We start from the raw sequence: 16726 nt of genomic DNA, 5'->3' as shown, positions 1-16726 counted from the left end.
GCGGGGCTTTCAATACTGGATATACATCCATATTCACATCTATGCAGGGCTGCCGTAGTTATCGATCATCAGCACGGACATGGCGATAGGGTCCTGATTTCCTTGGCTTGGATTCGTGATCCGGTGATTGTTACCCAGCATCTTGCCCGGGTCGGCGCGTCGGGCCTGCCAGCCGTGCAGGGATCAATAGACACAAAAATGCCGCCCTGACGGCGGCATTTTCTTCGGTCGCAAGCGTGCCGCCCCTACGCTCAGGAGCGCCACCACGCCATCGGGCCGAATGTCTGATCTGGTACGTTCATGGTCGTCATAGTGCTCGTCGGCGGCCGATCCTGTCAAGATGCCCGGGCCCCGCGGTGACGGGGCCCAGCGCTCATTCGAGATACCCTTGCGCGTGAAGACCTCATTCGAGGTTGTCCAGGCCGCGTTCGGCCATGGCCACGGCGCGAAACAGGGCGCGACGCTTGTTGATGGTCTCCTGCCACTCGTCTTCGGGATCGGAGTCGGCGACGATGCCGCCGCCGGCCTGGACGTGCAGCTCGCCGTCCTTGATCACCGCCGTGCGAATGGCGATGGCGGTATCCATGTTGCCATGCCAGGAGAGGTAGCCCACCGCACCGGAATAGACGCCGCGCTTGACCGGCTCCAGTTCGTCGATGATCTCCATGGCCCGTACCTTGGAGGCCCCCGATAGAGTGCCCGCCGGGAAGGTGGCGCGCAGCACGTCCATGGCGGTCATGCCCGGGCGCAGCCGACCGGTGACCTGGGAGACGATATGCATCACGTGCGAGTAGCGCTCGACGGTCATGTTGTCGGTGACCGTCACCGACCCGGGCTCGCTGATGCGTCCCACGTCGTTACGCCCCAGGTCGATCAGCATGACGTGCTCGGCGATCTCCTTGGGATCGCCCAGCAGGTCGGCTTCCAGGGCGCGATCCTCCTCTTCGGTGGCGCCCCGGTGGCGCGTGCCGGCGATGGGCCTCACCGTCACCTCGCCCTCCTCGAGGCGGGTGAGGATCTCCGGCGAGGAACCCACCACATGGTGATCGTCGAGGTTGAGGAAGAACATGTAGGGCGAAGGATTCAGGCTGCGCAGCGCCCGGTAGAGATCGAGCGGCGGCGCCTGGTAGGGAATCGACATGCGCTGCGACGGCACGCACTGCATCACGTCGCCGGCCTTGACGTACTCCTTGATGCGCTCGACCGCATCCTTGTAGCCCTGTTCGCTGAAGCTGGCATGGAAGTCATCCTCGGACACGTCGAGGCGGCCGGTGCCGGGGCTGCGGGTTTCCACCACCTTACCGCGCAGCTGGGCCTCCAGCGCCTCCAGGCGCGCGCTGGCCCGGGCATGGGCTTCCGCCCCGGAAGGATCGACGTGGGTCCACAGCGTCAGGCGGCCCGACAGGTTGTCGAACACTACCAGGTCGTCGCTGACCATCAGCAGGATATCGGGCACGCCGATGGGATCGGGCTTTTCCACCCCGCGCAGGCGCGGCTCGATGTAGCGAATGGTGTCATAGCCGAAGTAGCCTACCAGGCCGCCGTCGAAACGCGGCTGGTCGTCGAGACGCGGCACCTTGAAGCGCGCCTGGAAGGCTTCGATCCAGGCCAGCGGATCCTCGACCTCGGTGACGCCTTGCGTTTGGCCATCGACGATGTGCGAGACCTGGAAGCCTCGCACTTCGATGCGCTCGCGGCATGGCAGGCCGATGATCGAATAGCGGCCCCACTTCTCGCCGCCCTGCACGGACTCCAGCAGGAAGGTCCAGGGCGCGTCGGCAAGCTTGAGATAGGTCGACAGCGGCGTGTCGAGATCGGCCAGCACCTCGCGGGTGACCGGGATGCGGTTGTAGCCGGCGTCGGCCAGCGCCTGAAAGCGTTCGGGGGTCATCATGGGCCCGTTTCCTCGGGGTGTTAGACGTGGATAGCGCGAAGAGAGACGGTCGACGCCGACTCAAGACTCGAGCGTCACCATCGCCAACCGCCGAGCATGCCGGTGACACGAAGAAGGCGGACGGCGGTCGAGGAGGCGGAAAAAGCCAGCATGATGCGGGTTCCATCAGGCGATCGAGGGATCGCATATAACAAAAAATTATCAACAGCTGCGATATTATAGCGCAACTCGATTTACACTAAACGAGTTCCGCCAGCGATTCAACTACCTCATCCGGCCGGCTCGCCGCCACCGGTTCGCCATGATTGTAGCCGTAGGGCACCGCCAGGGTGCGAAAGCCCGCCGCCCGCCCCGCGGCAATATCATGACGCGAGTCACCGACCATCAGGCAGTGCGCCGGCGCGACGTCGAAATGCTTGGCGACATGCATCAGCGGCAGCGGATCGGGCTTGCGGCGCGGCAGGCTGTCGCCGCCCAGGCACATCCCGAAATATCGCTCGATCCCGGTGGCACGCAGGATCGGCGCGATAAAGGCCGCAGGCTTGTTGGTCACCAGCGCCAGCCGACGACCGCTCGCCGCCAGGCCGGCCAAGGCCTCGCCTACCCCGGAATAAAGCCGGGTCCGTTCGCAGGGCGCCTCGCCGTAGCGAGACAGGAAGCGCTCGTGGGCAGTGTCCAGGAATGCTGCCGCCGGCGCCTCGCCCAAGGCGTCCTCGAGGGCACGTTCCATCAATATCCGTGAGCCGTTGCCCACCCAGTCGCGCACTTTCGCTTCACCGGGCATCGGCAACGCCAGGTCCGCCAGGGCGGTATCCACCGCCGCCGCCAGGTCGGGCACCGAATCGACCAGGGTGCCATCGAGATCGAAAACCACCAGACGGATATCGGACAACAGTGCATGCATGACAGGCTCCCGAGGACATGAGTAGAGGCGGCTGGCGCAGCGCCGGCGGCCAAGGCATGTAATATTACGAAAAAAAATTACCAGATACCCGTTTTGGGGCATAGGCAGCGACGCAGCATAGGCATATGCTAGGAACAGACGTCGCCGCTACCGGGCCGTGAGCCCTCCCGGCGCCATGGCCGCTCCAGGCGTGCCGTGACGCCATTCGAGACGCCCGCCCCGACCCTGGCGACCTACATTGCATGTGTCTTTTTCCACTTTCACGTCAGGAGTCTCGCATGACGCTACCACGCATCGTGGTGGTCGGCGGAGGCGCGGGCGGACTCGAGCTGGTCACCCGGCTCGGCCGCAAACTCGGCAAGCGCCAGCGCGCCGAGATCGTGCTCGTCGATCGCAACCCCACTCACATCTGGAAACCGCTGCTGCATGAGGTCGCCACCGGGGCGCTGGACTCGGGGCTGGACGAGATTTCCTACCAGGGCCATGCACGAGCCCACGGCTATCAGTTCCAGCTCGGCACGCTCACCCATCTCGACCGAGACGCCCGAACCCTGACGCTGGCTCCGGTGCTGGACGACGACGACCAGGAAATCTTGCCCGCCCGCACCGTGCCCTACGATGAGCTGGTGCTGTCACTGGGCAGCGTCAGCAACGATTTCGGCACCCCCGGGGTCGCCGATCACTGCCATTTCCTCGACAGCCCCCGCCAGGCGGAGCTGTTCCGTCAGGCCATGCTCAACGCCTTCCTGCGCTACAACGCTCCTCACGAGCCCTCCGCGAAGATGGTGGTCGGCATCGTCGGCGCCGGCGCCACCGGCGTGGAGCTGGCCGCGGAGCTCTATGGCGCCTCCCAGATGCTCAACAGCTACGGCTTCACGACCCTGGACAGCGCCCACCTGGAGGTACATCTGATCGAGGCGGCGCCCAAGGTGCTGCCAGCCCTGCCGAAACGCATCAGCGATGCGGTCCACGACGAGCTGGAACGTCTGGGCGTCCGGGTACACGTCGATACTCGCGTCACCGAGGTCACCGATAACGCCATCGTCACCGCCGACGGCGAGCGCATCGACATCGATCTCGGTGTCTGGGCGGCCGGCATCAAGGCGCCGGCGCTGCTCTCGGAGCTGGGCCTTTCCACCGAGCGAAACCACCGCCTCAAGGTCGAGGCGACCCTGCAGAGCCTGGATGACGAGCATATCTTCGCCTTTGGCGACTGTGCCAGTTGCCCGCAGGCGGACGGATCCACCGTGCCTCCCCGGGCCCAGGCGGCCCATCAGCAGGCCGACCGGCTCTACAAGAACCTGCTGGCCCGCCTGGAGGACAAACCGCTCAAGCCGTTCGTGTTCCGCGACCGCGGTTCGCTGATCTCGCTGGCCCACTTCGATGCCATCGGCAGCCTGATGCGCGGTGCCTCGGCGCGCAGCCTGTTCATCGAGGGCCATCTGGCCAAGTTCTTCTACGCCTCGCTCTACCGCATGCACCAGCGGGCGATTCACGGCGTGCTGAAGACCGGCCTGATGGTCATCGTCGACGGCCTGAACCGGTTCCTCAAGCCGCGCCTGAAGCTGCACTGAGGGGAAGCACCGATTGATTGCTACGCTCGATATCTCGGCCGCCGGCGCTGTCGATGCGTCGAACCGTCGCCATCCTCATGTAGCAGGCTACACTCCGGTGGTTGCGCTTCGGCGGCGGCCGACCTCCCATCGCTCGCGACATCAATCAGCGCTTCCCTGAAACGGCGGGATTTCTTTCCAGCCAAACGACGCGGGCCCCGGCATTTGCCGGGGCCCGCGTCGTTGACGGAAGAGAGACTCAGCGCTCGAGGCTCGCCTCGTCCGCCCTTTCCGGATGGTGGTAGACGTGCACGTCGCGCTGCGGGAAGGGAATGCTGATGCCCTCGGCGTCGAAGCGACGCTTGATCTCCTCGGTCATCTCCCAGAACACGTCCCAGTAGTCCGCCGCCTTGACCCAGGGGCGCACGATCCAGTTGACGCTGGAGTCGCCCATGGCGGACATGCGAATGTTGGGCGCGGGATCGGCCAGCACCCGCGGGTCGTCGGCCACCACGCTCTCCAATACCCGGCGCACGGTATCGATGTCATCGTCATAGCCGACACCGACCACCAGATCCACCCGCCGGGTGTCATGGCTGGAATAGTTGGTGATGGCCCCGCTCATCATCTGGCCGTTGGGCACGATGACCTTGCGGTTGTCCGGTGTCCTGAGTTCGGTGGTGAAGATCTGCACGTCGTCGATGGTGCCGGAGGTTCCGCCAGCCTCCACGTAGTCACCGATCTTGTAGGGGCGGAAGATGATCACCAGCACCCCCGCGGCGAAGTTGGCCAGCGAGCCCTGCAGCGCCAGCCCCACCGCCAGGCCGGCGGCACCCAGCACGGCGATCAGCGAGGTGGTCTGGATGCCGATCTGACTGATCGCCGCCAGCACCACGAAGATCATCATCAGGGCATAGAGGATGTTGCCCAGGAACTTGATCAGCAGCGGGTCGAGCCTGCCGCGCTGCATGGCCTTGATGCTGAGGCCGTGCAGCAATTTCACTATCCAGCGACCAACCACGAAGATGGCCAGCGCCGCCACCAGGTTGATGACGAAGCTCGCCCCCTGCACTTGCACGAAGTCGGTGATCCATTGCGTGTCCATTTGCTCTCCCTGTCACGTTAGGCAGACACTGGACCAGTGCCTGCACGGGCAAATCGCTACGTTGCGCGATATGCGAAGCCGTCGCTTATACTTCCGGGCTCCGTTCGTCTCGCGCCTTACTTCGCTCGCCGATCTATTCAGCGCTTCCAGAAGGGGAAAACGTCCCCGCTTCCTCGTCGGTCCGACGCTCCGCCAGCCAGCGTCGCTTGGCCGCGGCGGTGAGGCGCTTGAGCGCCGCCTCGCGTCGCAGCGCCTCGCCGTGAACTCCCACACATTCGTGATATACCAGATGCAGAGGGCCCTTGCCACGCAGGGCCTTGGCGCCGCGACCGGCGCGATGCTCGTCCAGCCGGCGCGTCACGTCGGTGGTGATGCCAGTATAGAGGGCTCCGGCAGCCGTCTCGATCACGTAGAGATGCCAGCGGCTCGCCTCCGCCACGTTCAGGCCTCGGCCAGGGCGCGGCGAAAGTCGCCGATGACGCTGTCATAGCGGTGCGGGTCGGCTTCGTTGCGCGCCTTGAACACCGCCGAGCCAGCGACGAAGGTATCGGCGCCGGCGCGGGCGATGTCGGCGACGTTGTCGACCTTGACCCCGCCATCGATCTCCAGGCGGATCGGTCGACCAGAGGCATCGATGCGCCGGCGCGCCTCGCGCAGCTTGTCCAGGGTGGCCGGTATGAAGGACTGACCACCGAAGCCGGGATTGACGCTCATCAACAGCACCATGTCGACCTTGTCCATCACATGATCGAGAAACGACAGCGGCGTGGCGGGATTGAACACCAGACCAGGCTTGCAGCCGCCATCGCGGATCAACTGCAGTGAGCGATCGATATGGTCGGAGGCCTCGGGGTGGAAGGTGATGTAGGTGGCGCCGGCGTCGATGAAGTCGCCGATCAGGCGATCGACCGGCTTGACCATGAGGTGCGCATCGATAGGCGCGGTGACGCCATGCTTGCGCAACGCCTCGCAGACCATCGGGCCGATGGTCAGGTTCGGCACGTAATGGTTGTCCATGACATCGAAGTGGACGATGTCGGCACCGGAGGCGAGGACGTCGTCCACCTCCTCGCCGAGACGGGCGAAGTCGGCGGAAAGAATCGAGGGAGCCAGCTGGTAATCGGGCGTCGAGTCGCTCATGAAACGGGGTCCTGTCGAGTCGCGGTCTGGATGGGCGGCATTCTAACAGGAACGCGCCCGGTCGCCTTGCACCATTGGCCATCGCCGACAATAGTGAAGGTTCCCGCGATCCATGACTAAGGAGAGGTCAATGCACATGTCTCTGCTGCGCCGCACCCTCGGTGCCGGCGTGCTATCCGCCACCCTGCTGGCCCCGTCGCTCGCCGTGGCCCAGTCGGCCATCCTCGAGGGCGAGCGCTTCCACCCCGAGGTCGGCACCCAAGGCATGGTGGCCACCAGCCACTTCCTGGCTTCCCAGGTCGCCCATGACGTGCTCGCCGACGGCGGCAACGCCGTGGATGCAGCGGTCACTGCGGGCTTCGCGCTGGCGGTGACCCAACCCCGCTCCGGCAACATCGGCGGCGGCGGCTTCATGCTGATCTCCGACGAGGACAGCGGCGAGGTGGTTGCCATCGATTACCGGGAAACCGCCCCCGCCGCCGCCACCGAGACCATGTTCCAGGACGAGGACGGCAATGCCGTGGCCGAATGGTCGCGCTTTACCCACCGCGCCGCCGGGGTGCCCGGCACCGTGGCCGGCCTGTCACTGGCGCTCGAGAAGTACGGCACCCTGAGCCTGGCCGAGGCGCTGGCGCCGGCGATTCGCCTGGCCGAGGACGGCTTCGTGGTGCCCCAGCGTTTCGTCGATGGCGTGGCCGAGGCCGGCGAGCGCCTGACCAAGTGGGACGCCACCAAGTCGATGTTCTACAAGGAGGATGGCAGCCCCTACGCCGTGGGCGAGACGTTCCGCCAGCCGGACCTGGCGGCGACGCTCAAGCGCATCGCCGAGCAGGGCGCCAGGGAATTCTACGAAGGCGAGACCGCCGAGCTGATCGCCGCCGAGATGGAGCGCCACGACGGCCTGATCACCCGCGAAGACCTGGCCGGCTACCAGCCGGTGATTCGCGAACCCAGCCATGGCACCTACCGCGGCTACGACGTCTACGCCATGAGCCCGCCCTCCTCCGGCGGCGCCCACATCGTGCAGATCCTCAATATTCTCGAGGCCTACGACATCGGCGAGATGGGCTTCGGCGCAGCCGACACCATGCACCTGATGGCCGAAGCCATGAAACGCGCCTACGCCGATCGGGCTGAGTACCTGGGCGACACCGACTTCGTCGACGTTCCGCTCGATGGCATCACCTCCAAGGCCTATGCCGACGAGCTGCGCTCGCAGATTGCCATCGACCGCGCCACGCCCAGCGACGAGATTTCCGCCGGCGACCCAACGCCCTATGAGTCCAACGAGACCACCCACTTCTCGATCGCCGACGGCGACGGACTGGCAGTCTCCAACACCTACACCATCAACTTCAGCTATGGCTCGGGCATCGCCGTCGAAGGCGCCGGGTTCCTGCTCAACAACGAGATGGACGACTTCTCCGCCAAGCCCGGCGTACCCAACGCCTACGGCCTGATCGGCGGCGAGGCCAACAAGATCGAGCCCGGCAAGCGCATGCTGTCGTCGATGACCCCGACCATCGTCAAGCGCGACGGCGAGAACTTCCTGATCACCGGCAGCCCCGGCGGCTCGCGGATCATCACCACCACCCTGCAGGTGCTGATGAACGTCATCGACCACGGCATGAACATCCAGTCGGCGGTCAGCGCCCCGCGCCTGCACCACCAGTGGCTGCCCGACGAGCTGCGCGTCGAGGCAGGCTTCAGCCCCGACACCCTCTCGCTGCTGGAGGCCCGGGGCCACACCATCAGTCAGCAGTCGGCCATGGGCGCCGCCCAGTCGATCGTGATCGAAGACGGGCAGTTCTACGGCGGCGCCGATCCCCGGCGCTCCACCTCCTCGGCGATGGGGCTGTAGCGTCCCGTACCCGCGATTGACGAGTGTCTTCTGGCGGCCCCCGGGGCCGCCATTTCATGACGCCCCCGGCATAGTGCGCCTGGCAAGGGCCAAAGGCCCGCCAGCGACAGCTACGGGCCTCGGCGTGATCCATCGAGGCGGGAGTCGCTATACTCGAGCCTTCACGAACGGCAAAGGAGATCGCCATGACCACGCGACGCCTACTCGGCCTCGGTATCCTGCTGCTGGCCACGAGCTGGCTCGCCGGCTGTGCCGGCCCCCATTATCTGCAACCGGACCCCAAGCGCAGCGCCAAGGTGCCGGCCGTCGGGACCGGGCAGGAGGTCAGCGTGACCGCCCGCGACACCCGCGAGGAAGCCGTGATCGGCACCCGTTCCGGCAGCGCCGGCTCGACGGCGGTGATCATCGTCGACCCGGGCGAGCTGGCGCCGCGGCTGCAGGCTGAGGCAGAACGCGCCGTGCGTGACATGGGCTTTCGGCCCACTCGCGACAGCGCGCCGGGACGACCGAACCTGACGCTGACCCTCAAGCGCCTCGACTACGGCCGTGGCGATGCCCCACCGCTGGTCGGCAGCGCGAGCCTGGTCGCCGTGATGGAAGCCGAAGCCCGGAACGATGGCACCACCTATACCGGCACCTACACGGCACGCCACACCCAGCAGTACGCGGTGCGCCCCGACCGCGAGGCCAATCAGGCCATGGTCGAGGAGCTGTTGTCCGACGCCCTGGACCGCGCCTTCCGCGATCCGGAGCTGGCGAGCCTGCTGGCGCGCTGAGACTTCGTCGACCCGCCGCTCAGGTTCGCGGACCGCGGCGGGTCAACGCCCAGACGCTCTCGCGAAAGCCGCTACCCGACTCCGGCTCGCCCTCTTCCAGGTGTACCAGCTCGAAGTTGGCCGCAAACAGCGTTCGAATCTCCTCGGCATCCACGCTGAAGGGTGGCCCCCCCTCGTCGCCGGGCGCCCGGGTAAGCGCGATCAGCAGCCCGCGACTGCCCGGCGGGATTAGCTGGGCGAGATGGAAGGCATAGCGCTGGCGGGTCGCCTCGGGCAGCGCGATCAGCGCCGCCCGATCATAGAAGGCCCCGACCTCGGCGGCCGCTTCGATATGCAGGTGGAAAAAGTCGCCGCGCCACAGCTCCACGTTGCCCTGGCGACTGATGTCGAAGCTATCGCCGTGGTAGCGGGAGATCTCCCCCTCGCCCTCGGCCAGGAACTGCTCGATGGCTTCGCCGGCCAGTTCGATGCCCAGCACGGGGTGGCCCCGCTGGGCCAGCCAGCGCATGTCCAGGCTCTTGCCGCACAGCGGCACCAATACCTTGCTGCCGGGGGCGACCCCCAGGTTCGGCCAGTGACGAGCGAGTGCGGCGTGCACCTCGTCACGATGAAAGCCGATGCGTCCCTCGCGCCAGCGATCGAGCCATTCGTTGCTCATGACTCGCCCTCAGAACCAGCGATCGCGCTTGCGACGGCGGCGCGGCAGGTGCGGCACGATCAGGCCTACCAGCAGGCCGGCCCCGGCTACCCCGCCGCCATACATGAAGTAGCGCATCAGCAGATCCTCCTCCTGGGTGTCGAGCCGCGCCTGCAGCTCGCGAACCGTGGAACGGGACGCCTCGCTTTCCGATTCCAGGGCCTGGTTGCGCTGTTCCAGGTCGGCGATGCGCCGCTCGCGCACATCGAGCGTCTCGGTGAGCGACGCCATGCGGCTCTCCCAGGTCTCATTGATGCCCGACAGCTCCTCGGAAAGCTCCTGGACCCGGGTCTCGAGTTCGGGAAGCTGCACCCGAGCGCTGGGCGCGTCCTGGATATTGCTGGACGGCACCCAGACCACGTCGCCGCTCTGGCTGCGCACGCGGCTATAGTCGCCCTGGGTCTCGAGCAGCTCGACCGGATCACCGGCCGTCAGGGTACCGACGATGCGATAGCCGTCCGTCGGCCCGCTGCGCACGTAAGTGGTGAGATCGTCGGACACCCAGCGAGAGGCGTCGTCCTGGGCATCGTCCTGCTGGGCCTGTGCCGGCAGGGCCAGGGCCCCGAGCACCATGCCCAGCGTCATCAGTGTCTTGTAGCGTTGCATCGTCATGCCATCGTCCTGGCTGTCCAAGGCTCTATGTGCGTCGCTCGCGGCGATGGCGGCCATGACCGGGCCATCCTGGCCCGGTCATGGCCGCAATGAGAATGGGGCTCAGGGTCATCCACAGCATCTGTGGACAAGTGCCGGGAAAACCGCTGGAAACCCTCGGCCAGCCGGCATGGCTATCGACACGACAACGCTTCGATCATTTACTGACCAGCCGCCGACCCGACCGAAGTCGCCAAGGGTACCACAGACCCGGGCGTCACCGACTCGCCACCCTGGCCCCATCTCGCGTGGCCGCGTATAATCTTCTCCCTCATCAGACGGCCAAGCCGGCCGCCTTCCTGCGAACGATCATTCACCGGTGCAACCCGTCGGGCCCAGGCGCCACGACCTATTCTTATGGCGAAGAAACTCTTCATCAAGACGCATGGCTGCCAGATGAACGAGTACGATTCCGCACGCATGGCGGATCTGCTCGGCGAATCCCATCAGCTCGAGCTCACCGACGACGAGCGCGACGCCGACGTCATCCTGCTCAACACCTGCTCGATCCGCGAGAAGGCCCAGGAGAAGGTCTTCCACCAGCTCGGCCGCTGGAAGAAGCTCAAGGAGGCCAATCCGGATCTGGTGATCGGCGTAGGCGGCTGCGTCGCCAGCCAGGAAGGCGAGGCACTGCGCAAGCGCGCGCCACAGGTCGACCTGGTGTTCGGCCCCCAGACCCTGCACCGGGTGCCGTCGATGCTCGACGCCCGCCAGGACAACCAGATCTCGATGGTCGACGTGACCTTCCCCGAGGTGGAGAAGTTCGACCATCTGCCCAAGCCCAGTTCGGATGGCGCCACCGCCTTCGTCTCGGTGATGGAGGGCTGCTCCAAGTACTGCACCTTCTGCGTGGTGCCCTACACCCGCGGCGAGGAGGTCTCGCGACCCTTCGAAGCGGTGATGGACGAGGTCATCCACCTCGCCGACCAGGGCGTGCGCGAGATCAACCTGCTGGGCCAGAACGTCAACGCCTACCGCGGCGAGAACCAGCTGGGCGAGGAGATCGACCTGGCCGAGCTGATCGCCTGCGTGGCGGCGGTGGAAGGCATCGACCGCATCCGCTTCACTACCTCGCATCCGGTAGAGTTCTCCGACAGCCTGATCGAGGCCTACGGCGAGATTCCCGAACTGGTCAGCCACCTGCACCTGCCGGTACAGGCCGGCTCCGACCGCATCCTCGCGGCCATGAAGCGCGGCCATACCGTCGAGGAATATGTGGACAAGATGGAGCGCATCCGCGCGCTGCGCCCGGACATCAGCTTCTCCTCGGATTTCATCATCGGCTTCCCCGGCGAGACCGAGGAAGACTTCGCCAACACCATGGACCTGATCGGTCGCATCGGCTTCGACGTCTCCTTCAGTTTCGTCTACTCGGCGCGTCCCGGCACCCCGGCCGCCGGCCTCGCCGATGACACCCCGGAAGCGATCAAGAAGCAGCGCCTGGCGATTCTCCAGGAGCGCATCAACCAGCAGGCCATGCAGATCAGCCGGCGCATGGTGGGTACCACCCAGCGCATTCTGGTCACCGGTTTCTCGCCCAAGGACCCGGGCCAGCTGTCCGGTCGCACCGAGAACAACCGGGTCGTCAACTTCCGCGCACCGAATCCCACCGAGCTGATCGGCTACTTCGTCGACGTGGAGATTACCGAGGCGCTGCCCAACTCGCTGCGCGGTGACCTGGCCTCTCCGCAACGCTTCTGACACGATGCGCCCCACGCGCTGCCGGTGCTGGGGCCGGGCCATGCCAGGTGGACCGGCGGGACAAACCGCCGGCGCATTCGCCACGGTACTGTCGCCATGGCAGCGGCGCTGCCTGCCCGGTCTGCCAAAGGCGCTCAACCGCTGGCTTACCCGGCCGGAACGGCTCGGCCAGCAGGACGATTCCTGATCTGGCGGACTCGGCCCAGGCAAGGCGACATCGTGAAAAGACGCGCCGCTCGGTGCGCTACATCCGCCTCCTGATCAGGCTTTCAACGCTCAATGGCCGACGCGTAGCCGATCAGAGAACGTGCACGCACATTGCCCCGGCAGCCGCCGGGGCAATAAACTGACCCTGACATCCATCAACCCATGGACCAGCCCGTCTTGAGCCAGCCAGCCTCCGCGGCCAACCGCGTCATCACCCTGAACCTCGAGCCTAACGATCCCCAGCGCCTGGCCAACCTCTGCGGCCAGCGCGACGAGCACCTCAAGCTGATCGAGGAGCGCCTCGGCGTGACCCTGCGCAACCGTGGCAATGTCTTCCAGCTGGCCGGCCCCGGCCCACGCGTCAAGGCCGCGTCCAACGTCGTCGAACACCTCTATCGCGAGGCAGAAGCCAGCGAACTGACGCCCGATACCGTCCACCTGTTCCTGCAGGAATCCGGTCTCGAGGCCCTGGAGGAGGAAGAAGGCAGCCACGGCGACGACGAGGTGCTGCTGCGGACGCCCAAGACGCTGATAAAGCCTCGCGGGCTCAACCAGCAGGGCTACGTCTCGAGTATCCGCGCGCACGACATCAACTTCGGGATCGGCCCCGCCGGCACCGGCAAGACCTACCTGGCGGTGGCCGCTGCGGTGGAGGCACTGAACCAGCAGGAAGTCCGCCGTATCCTGCTGGTACGACCGGCGGTGGAGGCCGGCGAGAAGCTCGGCTTCCTGCCCGGCGACCTGGCCCAGAAGATCGACCCCTACCTGCGCCCGCTCTACGACGCCCTCTACGAGATGATCGGCTTCGAACAGGTGGCCAAGCTGATCGAGCGCCAGATCATCGAGATCGCGCCGTTGGCCTACATGCGCGGGCGAACCCTGAACAACGCCTTCATCATCCTCGACGAGAGCCAGAACACCACGCGCGAACAGATGAAAATGTTCCTGACGCGCATCGGCTTCGGCTCCACGGCGGTGATCACCGGCGACATCACCCAGGTGGACCTGCCGCGCGGCCAGGCCTCGGGCCTGATTCAGGTGCTCGACGTGCTCAAGGACACCCCGGGGATCGGCGTCACCCACTTCGCCGCCAAGGACGTGGTGCGCCATCCGCTGGTACAGCGCATCATCGAGGCCTACGATCACTTCGAAGCCGAGGAAGAAGCGAAGGCCCGCGCCAAGCGCGAGGCCCGCGAACAGGAGCGCGAAGCCCTTCGCCAGGAGCGTCTCGAGCGCCAGAACGGCCGAGAGGAAGACTCATGAACCGCGCCGTGGTCGATCGCCAGGTGGCCCTCGACGCACAGGGGCTGCCCGACCAGGCCGAGCTCGAGACCTGGGTGCAGGCCGTGCTGGCCCTGCATCCCGACGAGCCGCGCGGCGAGCTCACGGTACGCTTCGTCGACAGCGCCGAAAGCCAGGCGCTCAATCGCGACTATCGTGATCGAGACAAGCCCACCAACGTGCTGTCCTTCCCCTTCGAGTGCCCGCCCGGCGTGCCGCTGCCGCTGCTCGGCGACCTGGTGATCTGCCATTCGGTGGTGATCGCCGAAGCTCGGGCTCAGGACAAGACGGTCGGCGATCACTACGCTCATATGGTAGTTCACGGCACCCTGCATCTGCTGGGCCATGACCACATCGAGGACGACGAGGCCGAGGCCATGGAGGCGCTGGAAAGGGACATCCTCGCCGGCCTGGGCATCGCCGATCCCTACCTCACCCCCAGTCCACCGCATCGCGATTCCGACACCGAGGACGAGAGAGCCGACGCATGAACGAAGACCGATCGACCGGCCAGGGCAGCAAGTCCTGGTTCGACAAGTTGTTCAGCGCCCTATCCAGCGACAGCGACGAACCAAGCTCCCGGGACGAACTGCTCGAGTTTCTGCGTCAGGCGGCAACCCGGCTCAAGCTCGAGCAGGACGCCATGATGATCATCGAGGGGGCACTGAACATCAGCGACCAGCAGGTTCGCGAGGTGCTGATCCCGCGCTCCCAGATCACCGCCATCGGCCTCGACCAGCCGCTGGAGGAGTACCTGCCGGTAATCCTCGAGACCGGACACTCACGCTACCCGGTGGTCGGCGAGAACCTCGATGAGGTGAAGGGCATCCTGCTGGTGAAGGATCTGCTTCCGCTGCTGCGTCAGGGGCAGGAGAACGGCCACCCCTTCCAGCTCGAGGAAGTGCTGCGACCGGCGATGTTCGTACCGGAGTCCAAGCGGCTCAACAGCCTGCTCAAGGAGTTCCGCGACACCCATAACCACATGGCCGTGGTGGTGGACGAGTACGGCGGCACTGCCGGTATCGTGACCATCGAGGATATCCTCGAGGAGATTGTCGGCGATATCGAGGACGAACACGATACCGACGAGGAAGAGGACATCCGTCAATTGGGGGAATCGCGCTACGCCATCCGCGCCCTGACCCCCATCGAGGACTTCAACGAGCGCTTCGGCACGCGCTTCTCCGACGAGGAGTTCGACACCCTGGGCGGACTGGTCATGCAGCGCTTCGGACATCTCCCCGGCCGCGGCGAGCATACCGAGATCGGCGGTTGGCGCTTCACCGTACTCAACGCCGACAACCGCCGCATCCGACTGCTGGAGGCCGAACCGGCCTCAGAGGTCGCCGAGGACTGATCCTCTCATCCACCAGGCCCTCTTCACCAAGGACGGTGCCATGCCCCCTTCTCGACTCCACCGGCTCCTCGGGCCCCTGGCGGCGATCGCCGCCGGCGTGCTCACCACGCTATCCGCCGCGCCCTTCCATCTGTGGTGGCTAGCCCCGGTGGCCGCCGGCCTGCTCTATGCCGGCCTGCCCTCGCTCAACGCTCGCCAGGCCGCCTGGCGCGGCTGGTGCTATGGACTCGGCCTGTTCGGAACCGGCGCTTCCTGGGTCTATGTATCGATCCACGACTACGGCTACACCGGCGTGCCCCTGGCACTGGGCCTGACCGCGCTGTTCGTCGCCGCCCTGGCGCTGTTCTTCGCCGTCACCCTGGGTCTCTACCGGCGCCTCTGCGGCCCCCGTCTGTCCGTGCTGACCTTCGCCGGCGCCTGGGTGCTCGGCGAGGCACTGCGCACCTGGCTGTTCACCGGCTTCCCCTGGCTGCTGCTGGGCAGCGGCCAAGTGGATTCACCGCTGGCCGCCTGGGCGCCGATCGGCGGCGTCTACCTGCTGTCGCTGCTGGTGGCACTCAGCGGCGCCTTGGGTGTCGCGCTGCTGCGTCGTCGCTGGTGGAGCGCCCTGCCACTGGCGGCACTATGGCTGATTCCCCTCGCCCTGCCCGGCCAGTGGACGACGCCCGCCGGCGAGCCGCTGCGTGTCGCCCTGCTCCAGGGCAACCTGCCGCAGCTGATCAAGTGGACGCCGGAGGGCCAGCGCCAGGCCGCCAACACCTACCTGTCGCTGACCGCCGAGCTCGACCACGAACCGGATCTGGTGATCTGGCCGGAGGCGGCGCTGCCGATGTTCGCCGACCAGGCCCGGCCGATCCTCGAGCGAGCCCAGACCCTGCTGCCCCCGGAAACCGCCCTGCTCACCGGCATCCTGACCCGCGACGAGGCCGGCCGCTTCTACAACGGAGTTGTCGAGGTCGGCGACGAGGATACCTACCTCAAGCGCCACCTGGTGCCCTTCGGCGAATACCTGCCGCTGGAATCTCTGCTGCGCGGCGCCATTGCCTTCTTCGACCTGCCGCTGCCGGCCATGACGCCGGGCCCGGACGACCAGGCACCATTGGAGGTGGCCGGCACCCGCATCGGCAATGCCATCTGCTACGAGATCATCTATGCGGACCTGGTCGCCGCACAGGCCCGGCACTCGAACGTGATCCTGACGGTGTCCAACGACACCTGGTTCGGCGCCTCCATCGGCCCGCTGCAGCATCTGCAGATGGCCCGCCTGCGCGCCCTGGAGAACGGCCGACCGGTGATCCGCGCCACCAGCAACGGCGTCACCGCACTGATCGACGCCCAGGGCCAGGTCACCGATCGGGCCCCGCAGTTCGAGATCGCCACCCTCACCGGCGAGGTCACGCCGATGGAAGGCCTCACGCCGTTCTCGCGCACCGGCAGCTGGCCGGTATGGCTGCTCGGCGCCCTGCTGGTGCTGCCCGGACTGCGGCTTCGCCGCCGTAAGCCGTAGAAGCTGGAAGCTGGAAGCTGGAAGCTGGAAGCTGGAAGCTGGAAGCTGGAAGCTGGAAGCTGGAAGCTGGAAGCTGGAAGCTGGAAGCTGGA

At 66.2% G+C, this 16726-nt stretch carries 16 protein-coding genes; 9 read left to right on the top strand and 7 right to left on the bottom strand.

The features are described 5' to 3' along the window. Positions 1-210 (top strand): hypothetical protein (locus tag FHR96_RS22380; protein ID WP_221195910.1); only part of this gene is annotated, 210 nt, incomplete at its 5' end. A 193-nt stretch (positions 211-403) separates the two neighbouring features. Here the strand turns inward: FHR96_RS22380 and trpE are convergent. Continuing rightward, the gene (trpE, locus tag FHR96_RS21650; protein WP_183389790.1) at positions 404-1891 is read right to left on the bottom strand and encodes an anthranilate synthase component I; all 1488 of its coding nucleotides are present in this window, start codon (positions 1889-1891) and stop codon (positions 404-406) included. A 241-nt stretch (positions 1892-2132) separates the two neighbouring features. Then, positions 2133-2798 carry a phosphoglycolate phosphatase gene (locus tag FHR96_RS21645; RefSeq protein ID WP_183389789.1) on the bottom strand — a complete coding sequence of 222 codons (666 nt, stop codon included), beginning with the start codon at positions 2796-2798 and terminating at the stop codon, positions 2133-2135. Positions 2799-3076: 278 nt separating this feature from the next. Here FHR96_RS21645 and FHR96_RS21640 point away from each other — a divergent pair, with 278 nt between their 5' ends. Then, entirely contained in the window at positions 3077-4372 is a 1296-nt protein-coding gene (locus FHR96_RS21640) for an NAD(P)/FAD-dependent oxidoreductase (protein ID WP_183389788.1), read from the top strand. 238 nt (positions 4373-4610) lie between these two features. Here the strand turns inward: FHR96_RS21640 and FHR96_RS21635 are convergent, their stop codons facing one another. The 3 genes from FHR96_RS21635 to rpe all read right to left on the bottom strand — a co-directional run bounded on the left by FHR96_RS21635 (position 4611) and on the right by rpe (position 6596). Beyond that, positions 4611-5456, bottom strand: a complete 846-nt coding sequence (locus tag FHR96_RS21635) for a mechanosensitive ion channel family protein (protein ID WP_183389787.1) — start codon at positions 5454-5456, stop codon at positions 4611-4613. Between the two features lie 133 nt (positions 5457-5589). Continuing rightward, positions 5590-5895 (bottom strand): GIY-YIG nuclease family protein, encoded by a 306-nt coding sequence (locus FHR96_RS21630; RefSeq protein WP_183389786.1) that lies wholly within the window; start codon positions 5893-5895, stop codon positions 5590-5592. A 2-nt stretch (positions 5896-5897) separates the two neighbouring features. Then, the gene (gene rpe / locus FHR96_RS21625) at positions 5898-6596 is read right to left on the bottom strand and encodes a ribulose-phosphate 3-epimerase (RefSeq protein WP_183389785.1); all 699 of its coding nucleotides are present in this window, start codon (positions 6594-6596) and stop codon (positions 5898-5900) included. Between the two features lie 136 nt (positions 6597-6732). On the opposite strand from rpe, the gene ggt reads away from it, so the two are divergent. Beyond that, positions 6733-8457 carry a gamma-glutamyltransferase gene (gene ggt / locus FHR96_RS21620; protein WP_379685069.1) on the top strand — a complete coding sequence of 575 codons (1725 nt, stop codon included), beginning with the start codon at positions 6733-6735 and terminating at the stop codon, positions 8455-8457. Positions 8458-8642: 185 nt separating this feature from the next. Beyond that, positions 8643-9233 (top strand): YajG family lipoprotein, encoded by a 591-nt coding sequence (locus FHR96_RS21615; RefSeq protein ID WP_183389783.1) that lies wholly within the window; start codon positions 8643-8645, stop codon positions 9231-9233. Between the two features lie 19 nt (positions 9234-9252). Here the strand turns inward: FHR96_RS21615 and FHR96_RS21610 are convergent, their stop codons facing one another. Both FHR96_RS21610 and FHR96_RS21605 read right to left on the bottom strand, forming a co-directional pair. Continuing rightward, positions 9253-9891 carry a thiopurine S-methyltransferase gene (locus FHR96_RS21610; RefSeq protein WP_183389782.1) on the bottom strand — a complete coding sequence of 213 codons (639 nt, stop codon included), beginning with the start codon at positions 9889-9891 and terminating at the stop codon, positions 9253-9255. Positions 9892-9900: 9 nt separating this feature from the next. Then, entirely contained in the window at positions 9901-10536 is a 636-nt protein-coding gene (locus tag FHR96_RS21605; RefSeq protein ID WP_379685067.1) for a TIGR04211 family SH3 domain-containing protein, read from the bottom strand. A 402-nt stretch (positions 10537-10938) separates the two neighbouring features. Between FHR96_RS21605 and miaB the strand changes: the two genes are divergently transcribed. The 5 genes from miaB (at position 10939) to lnt (ending at position 16634) form a co-directional block, all read left to right on the top strand. Further along, entirely contained in the window at positions 10939-12282 is a 1344-nt protein-coding gene (gene miaB / locus FHR96_RS21600) for a tRNA (N6-isopentenyl adenosine(37)-C2)-methylthiotransferase MiaB (protein ID WP_183389780.1), read from the top strand. 384 nt (positions 12283-12666) lie between these two features. Next, positions 12667-13752: a PhoH family protein gene (locus tag FHR96_RS21595; RefSeq protein ID WP_183389779.1), complete on the top strand. Its 1086-nt coding sequence runs from the start codon at positions 12667-12669 to the stop codon at positions 13750-13752. Next, complete coding sequence (gene ybeY / locus FHR96_RS21590) at positions 13749-14261, top strand: rRNA maturation RNase YbeY (protein ID WP_183389778.1); 513 nt, start codon at positions 13749-13751, stop codon at positions 14259-14261. The genes FHR96_RS21595 and ybeY overlap by 4 nt, the downstream gene beginning before the upstream one ends. Next, on the top strand, positions 14258-15127 hold the full coding sequence (locus FHR96_RS21585) for a CorC family transporter (RefSeq protein ID WP_183389777.1): 870 nt from the start codon (positions 14258-14260) through the stop codon (positions 15125-15127). Before ybeY ends, FHR96_RS21585 begins: the two co-directional genes overlap by 4 nt. 40 nt (positions 15128-15167) lie before the next feature. Next, on the top strand, positions 15168-16634 hold the full coding sequence (gene lnt, locus FHR96_RS21580; protein ID WP_183389776.1) for an apolipoprotein N-acyltransferase: 1467 nt from the start codon (positions 15168-15170) through the stop codon (positions 16632-16634). The last annotated feature ends 92 nt before the right edge of the window (positions 16635-16726 follow it).

The sequence above is a fragment of the Halomonas organivorans genome, from assembly GCF_014192055.1.
GTDB lineage: Bacteria > Pseudomonadota > Gammaproteobacteria > Pseudomonadales > Halomonadaceae > Halomonas > Halomonas organivorans.
The sequence above is the reverse complement of the archived record's forward strand: the minus strand, read 5'-3'. Positions and strand labels throughout refer to the sequence as shown.

Coding starts and splice junctions, on each gene's coding strand:
- trpE (WP_183389790.1), bottom strand. CDS start 1,891: ATGACCCCCGAACGCTTTCAGGCGCTGGCCGACGCCGGCTACAACCGC.
- FHR96_RS21645 (WP_183389789.1), bottom strand. CDS start 2,798: ATGCATGCACTGTTGTCCGATATCCGTCTGGTGGTTTTCGATCTCGAT.
- FHR96_RS21640 (WP_183389788.1), top strand. CDS start 3,077: ATGACGCTACCACGCATCGTGGTGGTCGGCGGAGGCGCGGGCGGACTC.
- FHR96_RS21635 (WP_183389787.1), bottom strand. CDS start 5,456: ATGGACACGCAATGGATCACCGACTTCGTGCAAGTGCAGGGGGCGAGC.
- rpe (WP_183389785.1), bottom strand. CDS start 6,596: ATGAGCGACTCGACGCCCGATTACCAGCTGGCTCCCTCGATTCTTTCC.
- ggt (WP_379685069.1), top strand. CDS start 6,733: ATGTCTCTGCTGCGCCGCACCCTCGGTGCCGGCGTGCTATCCGCCACC.
- FHR96_RS21615 (WP_183389783.1), top strand. CDS start 8,643: ATGACCACGCGACGCCTACTCGGCCTCGGTATCCTGCTGCTGGCCACG.
- FHR96_RS21610 (WP_183389782.1), bottom strand. CDS start 9,891: ATGAGCAACGAATGGCTCGATCGCTGGCGCGAGGGACGCATCGGCTTT.
- FHR96_RS21605 (WP_379685067.1), bottom strand. CDS start 10,536: ATGCAACGCTACAAGACACTGATGACGCTGGGCATGGTGCTCGGGGCC.
- miaB (WP_183389780.1), top strand. CDS start 10,939: ATGGCGAAGAAACTCTTCATCAAGACGCATGGCTGCCAGATGAACGAG.
- ybeY (WP_183389778.1), top strand. CDS start 13,749: ATGAACCGCGCCGTGGTCGATCGCCAGGTGGCCCTCGACGCACAGGGG.
- FHR96_RS21585 (WP_183389777.1), top strand. CDS start 14,258: ATGAACGAAGACCGATCGACCGGCCAGGGCAGCAAGTCCTGGTTCGAC.
- lnt (WP_183389776.1), top strand. CDS start 15,168: ATGCCCCCTTCTCGACTCCACCGGCTCCTCGGGCCCCTGGCGGCGATC.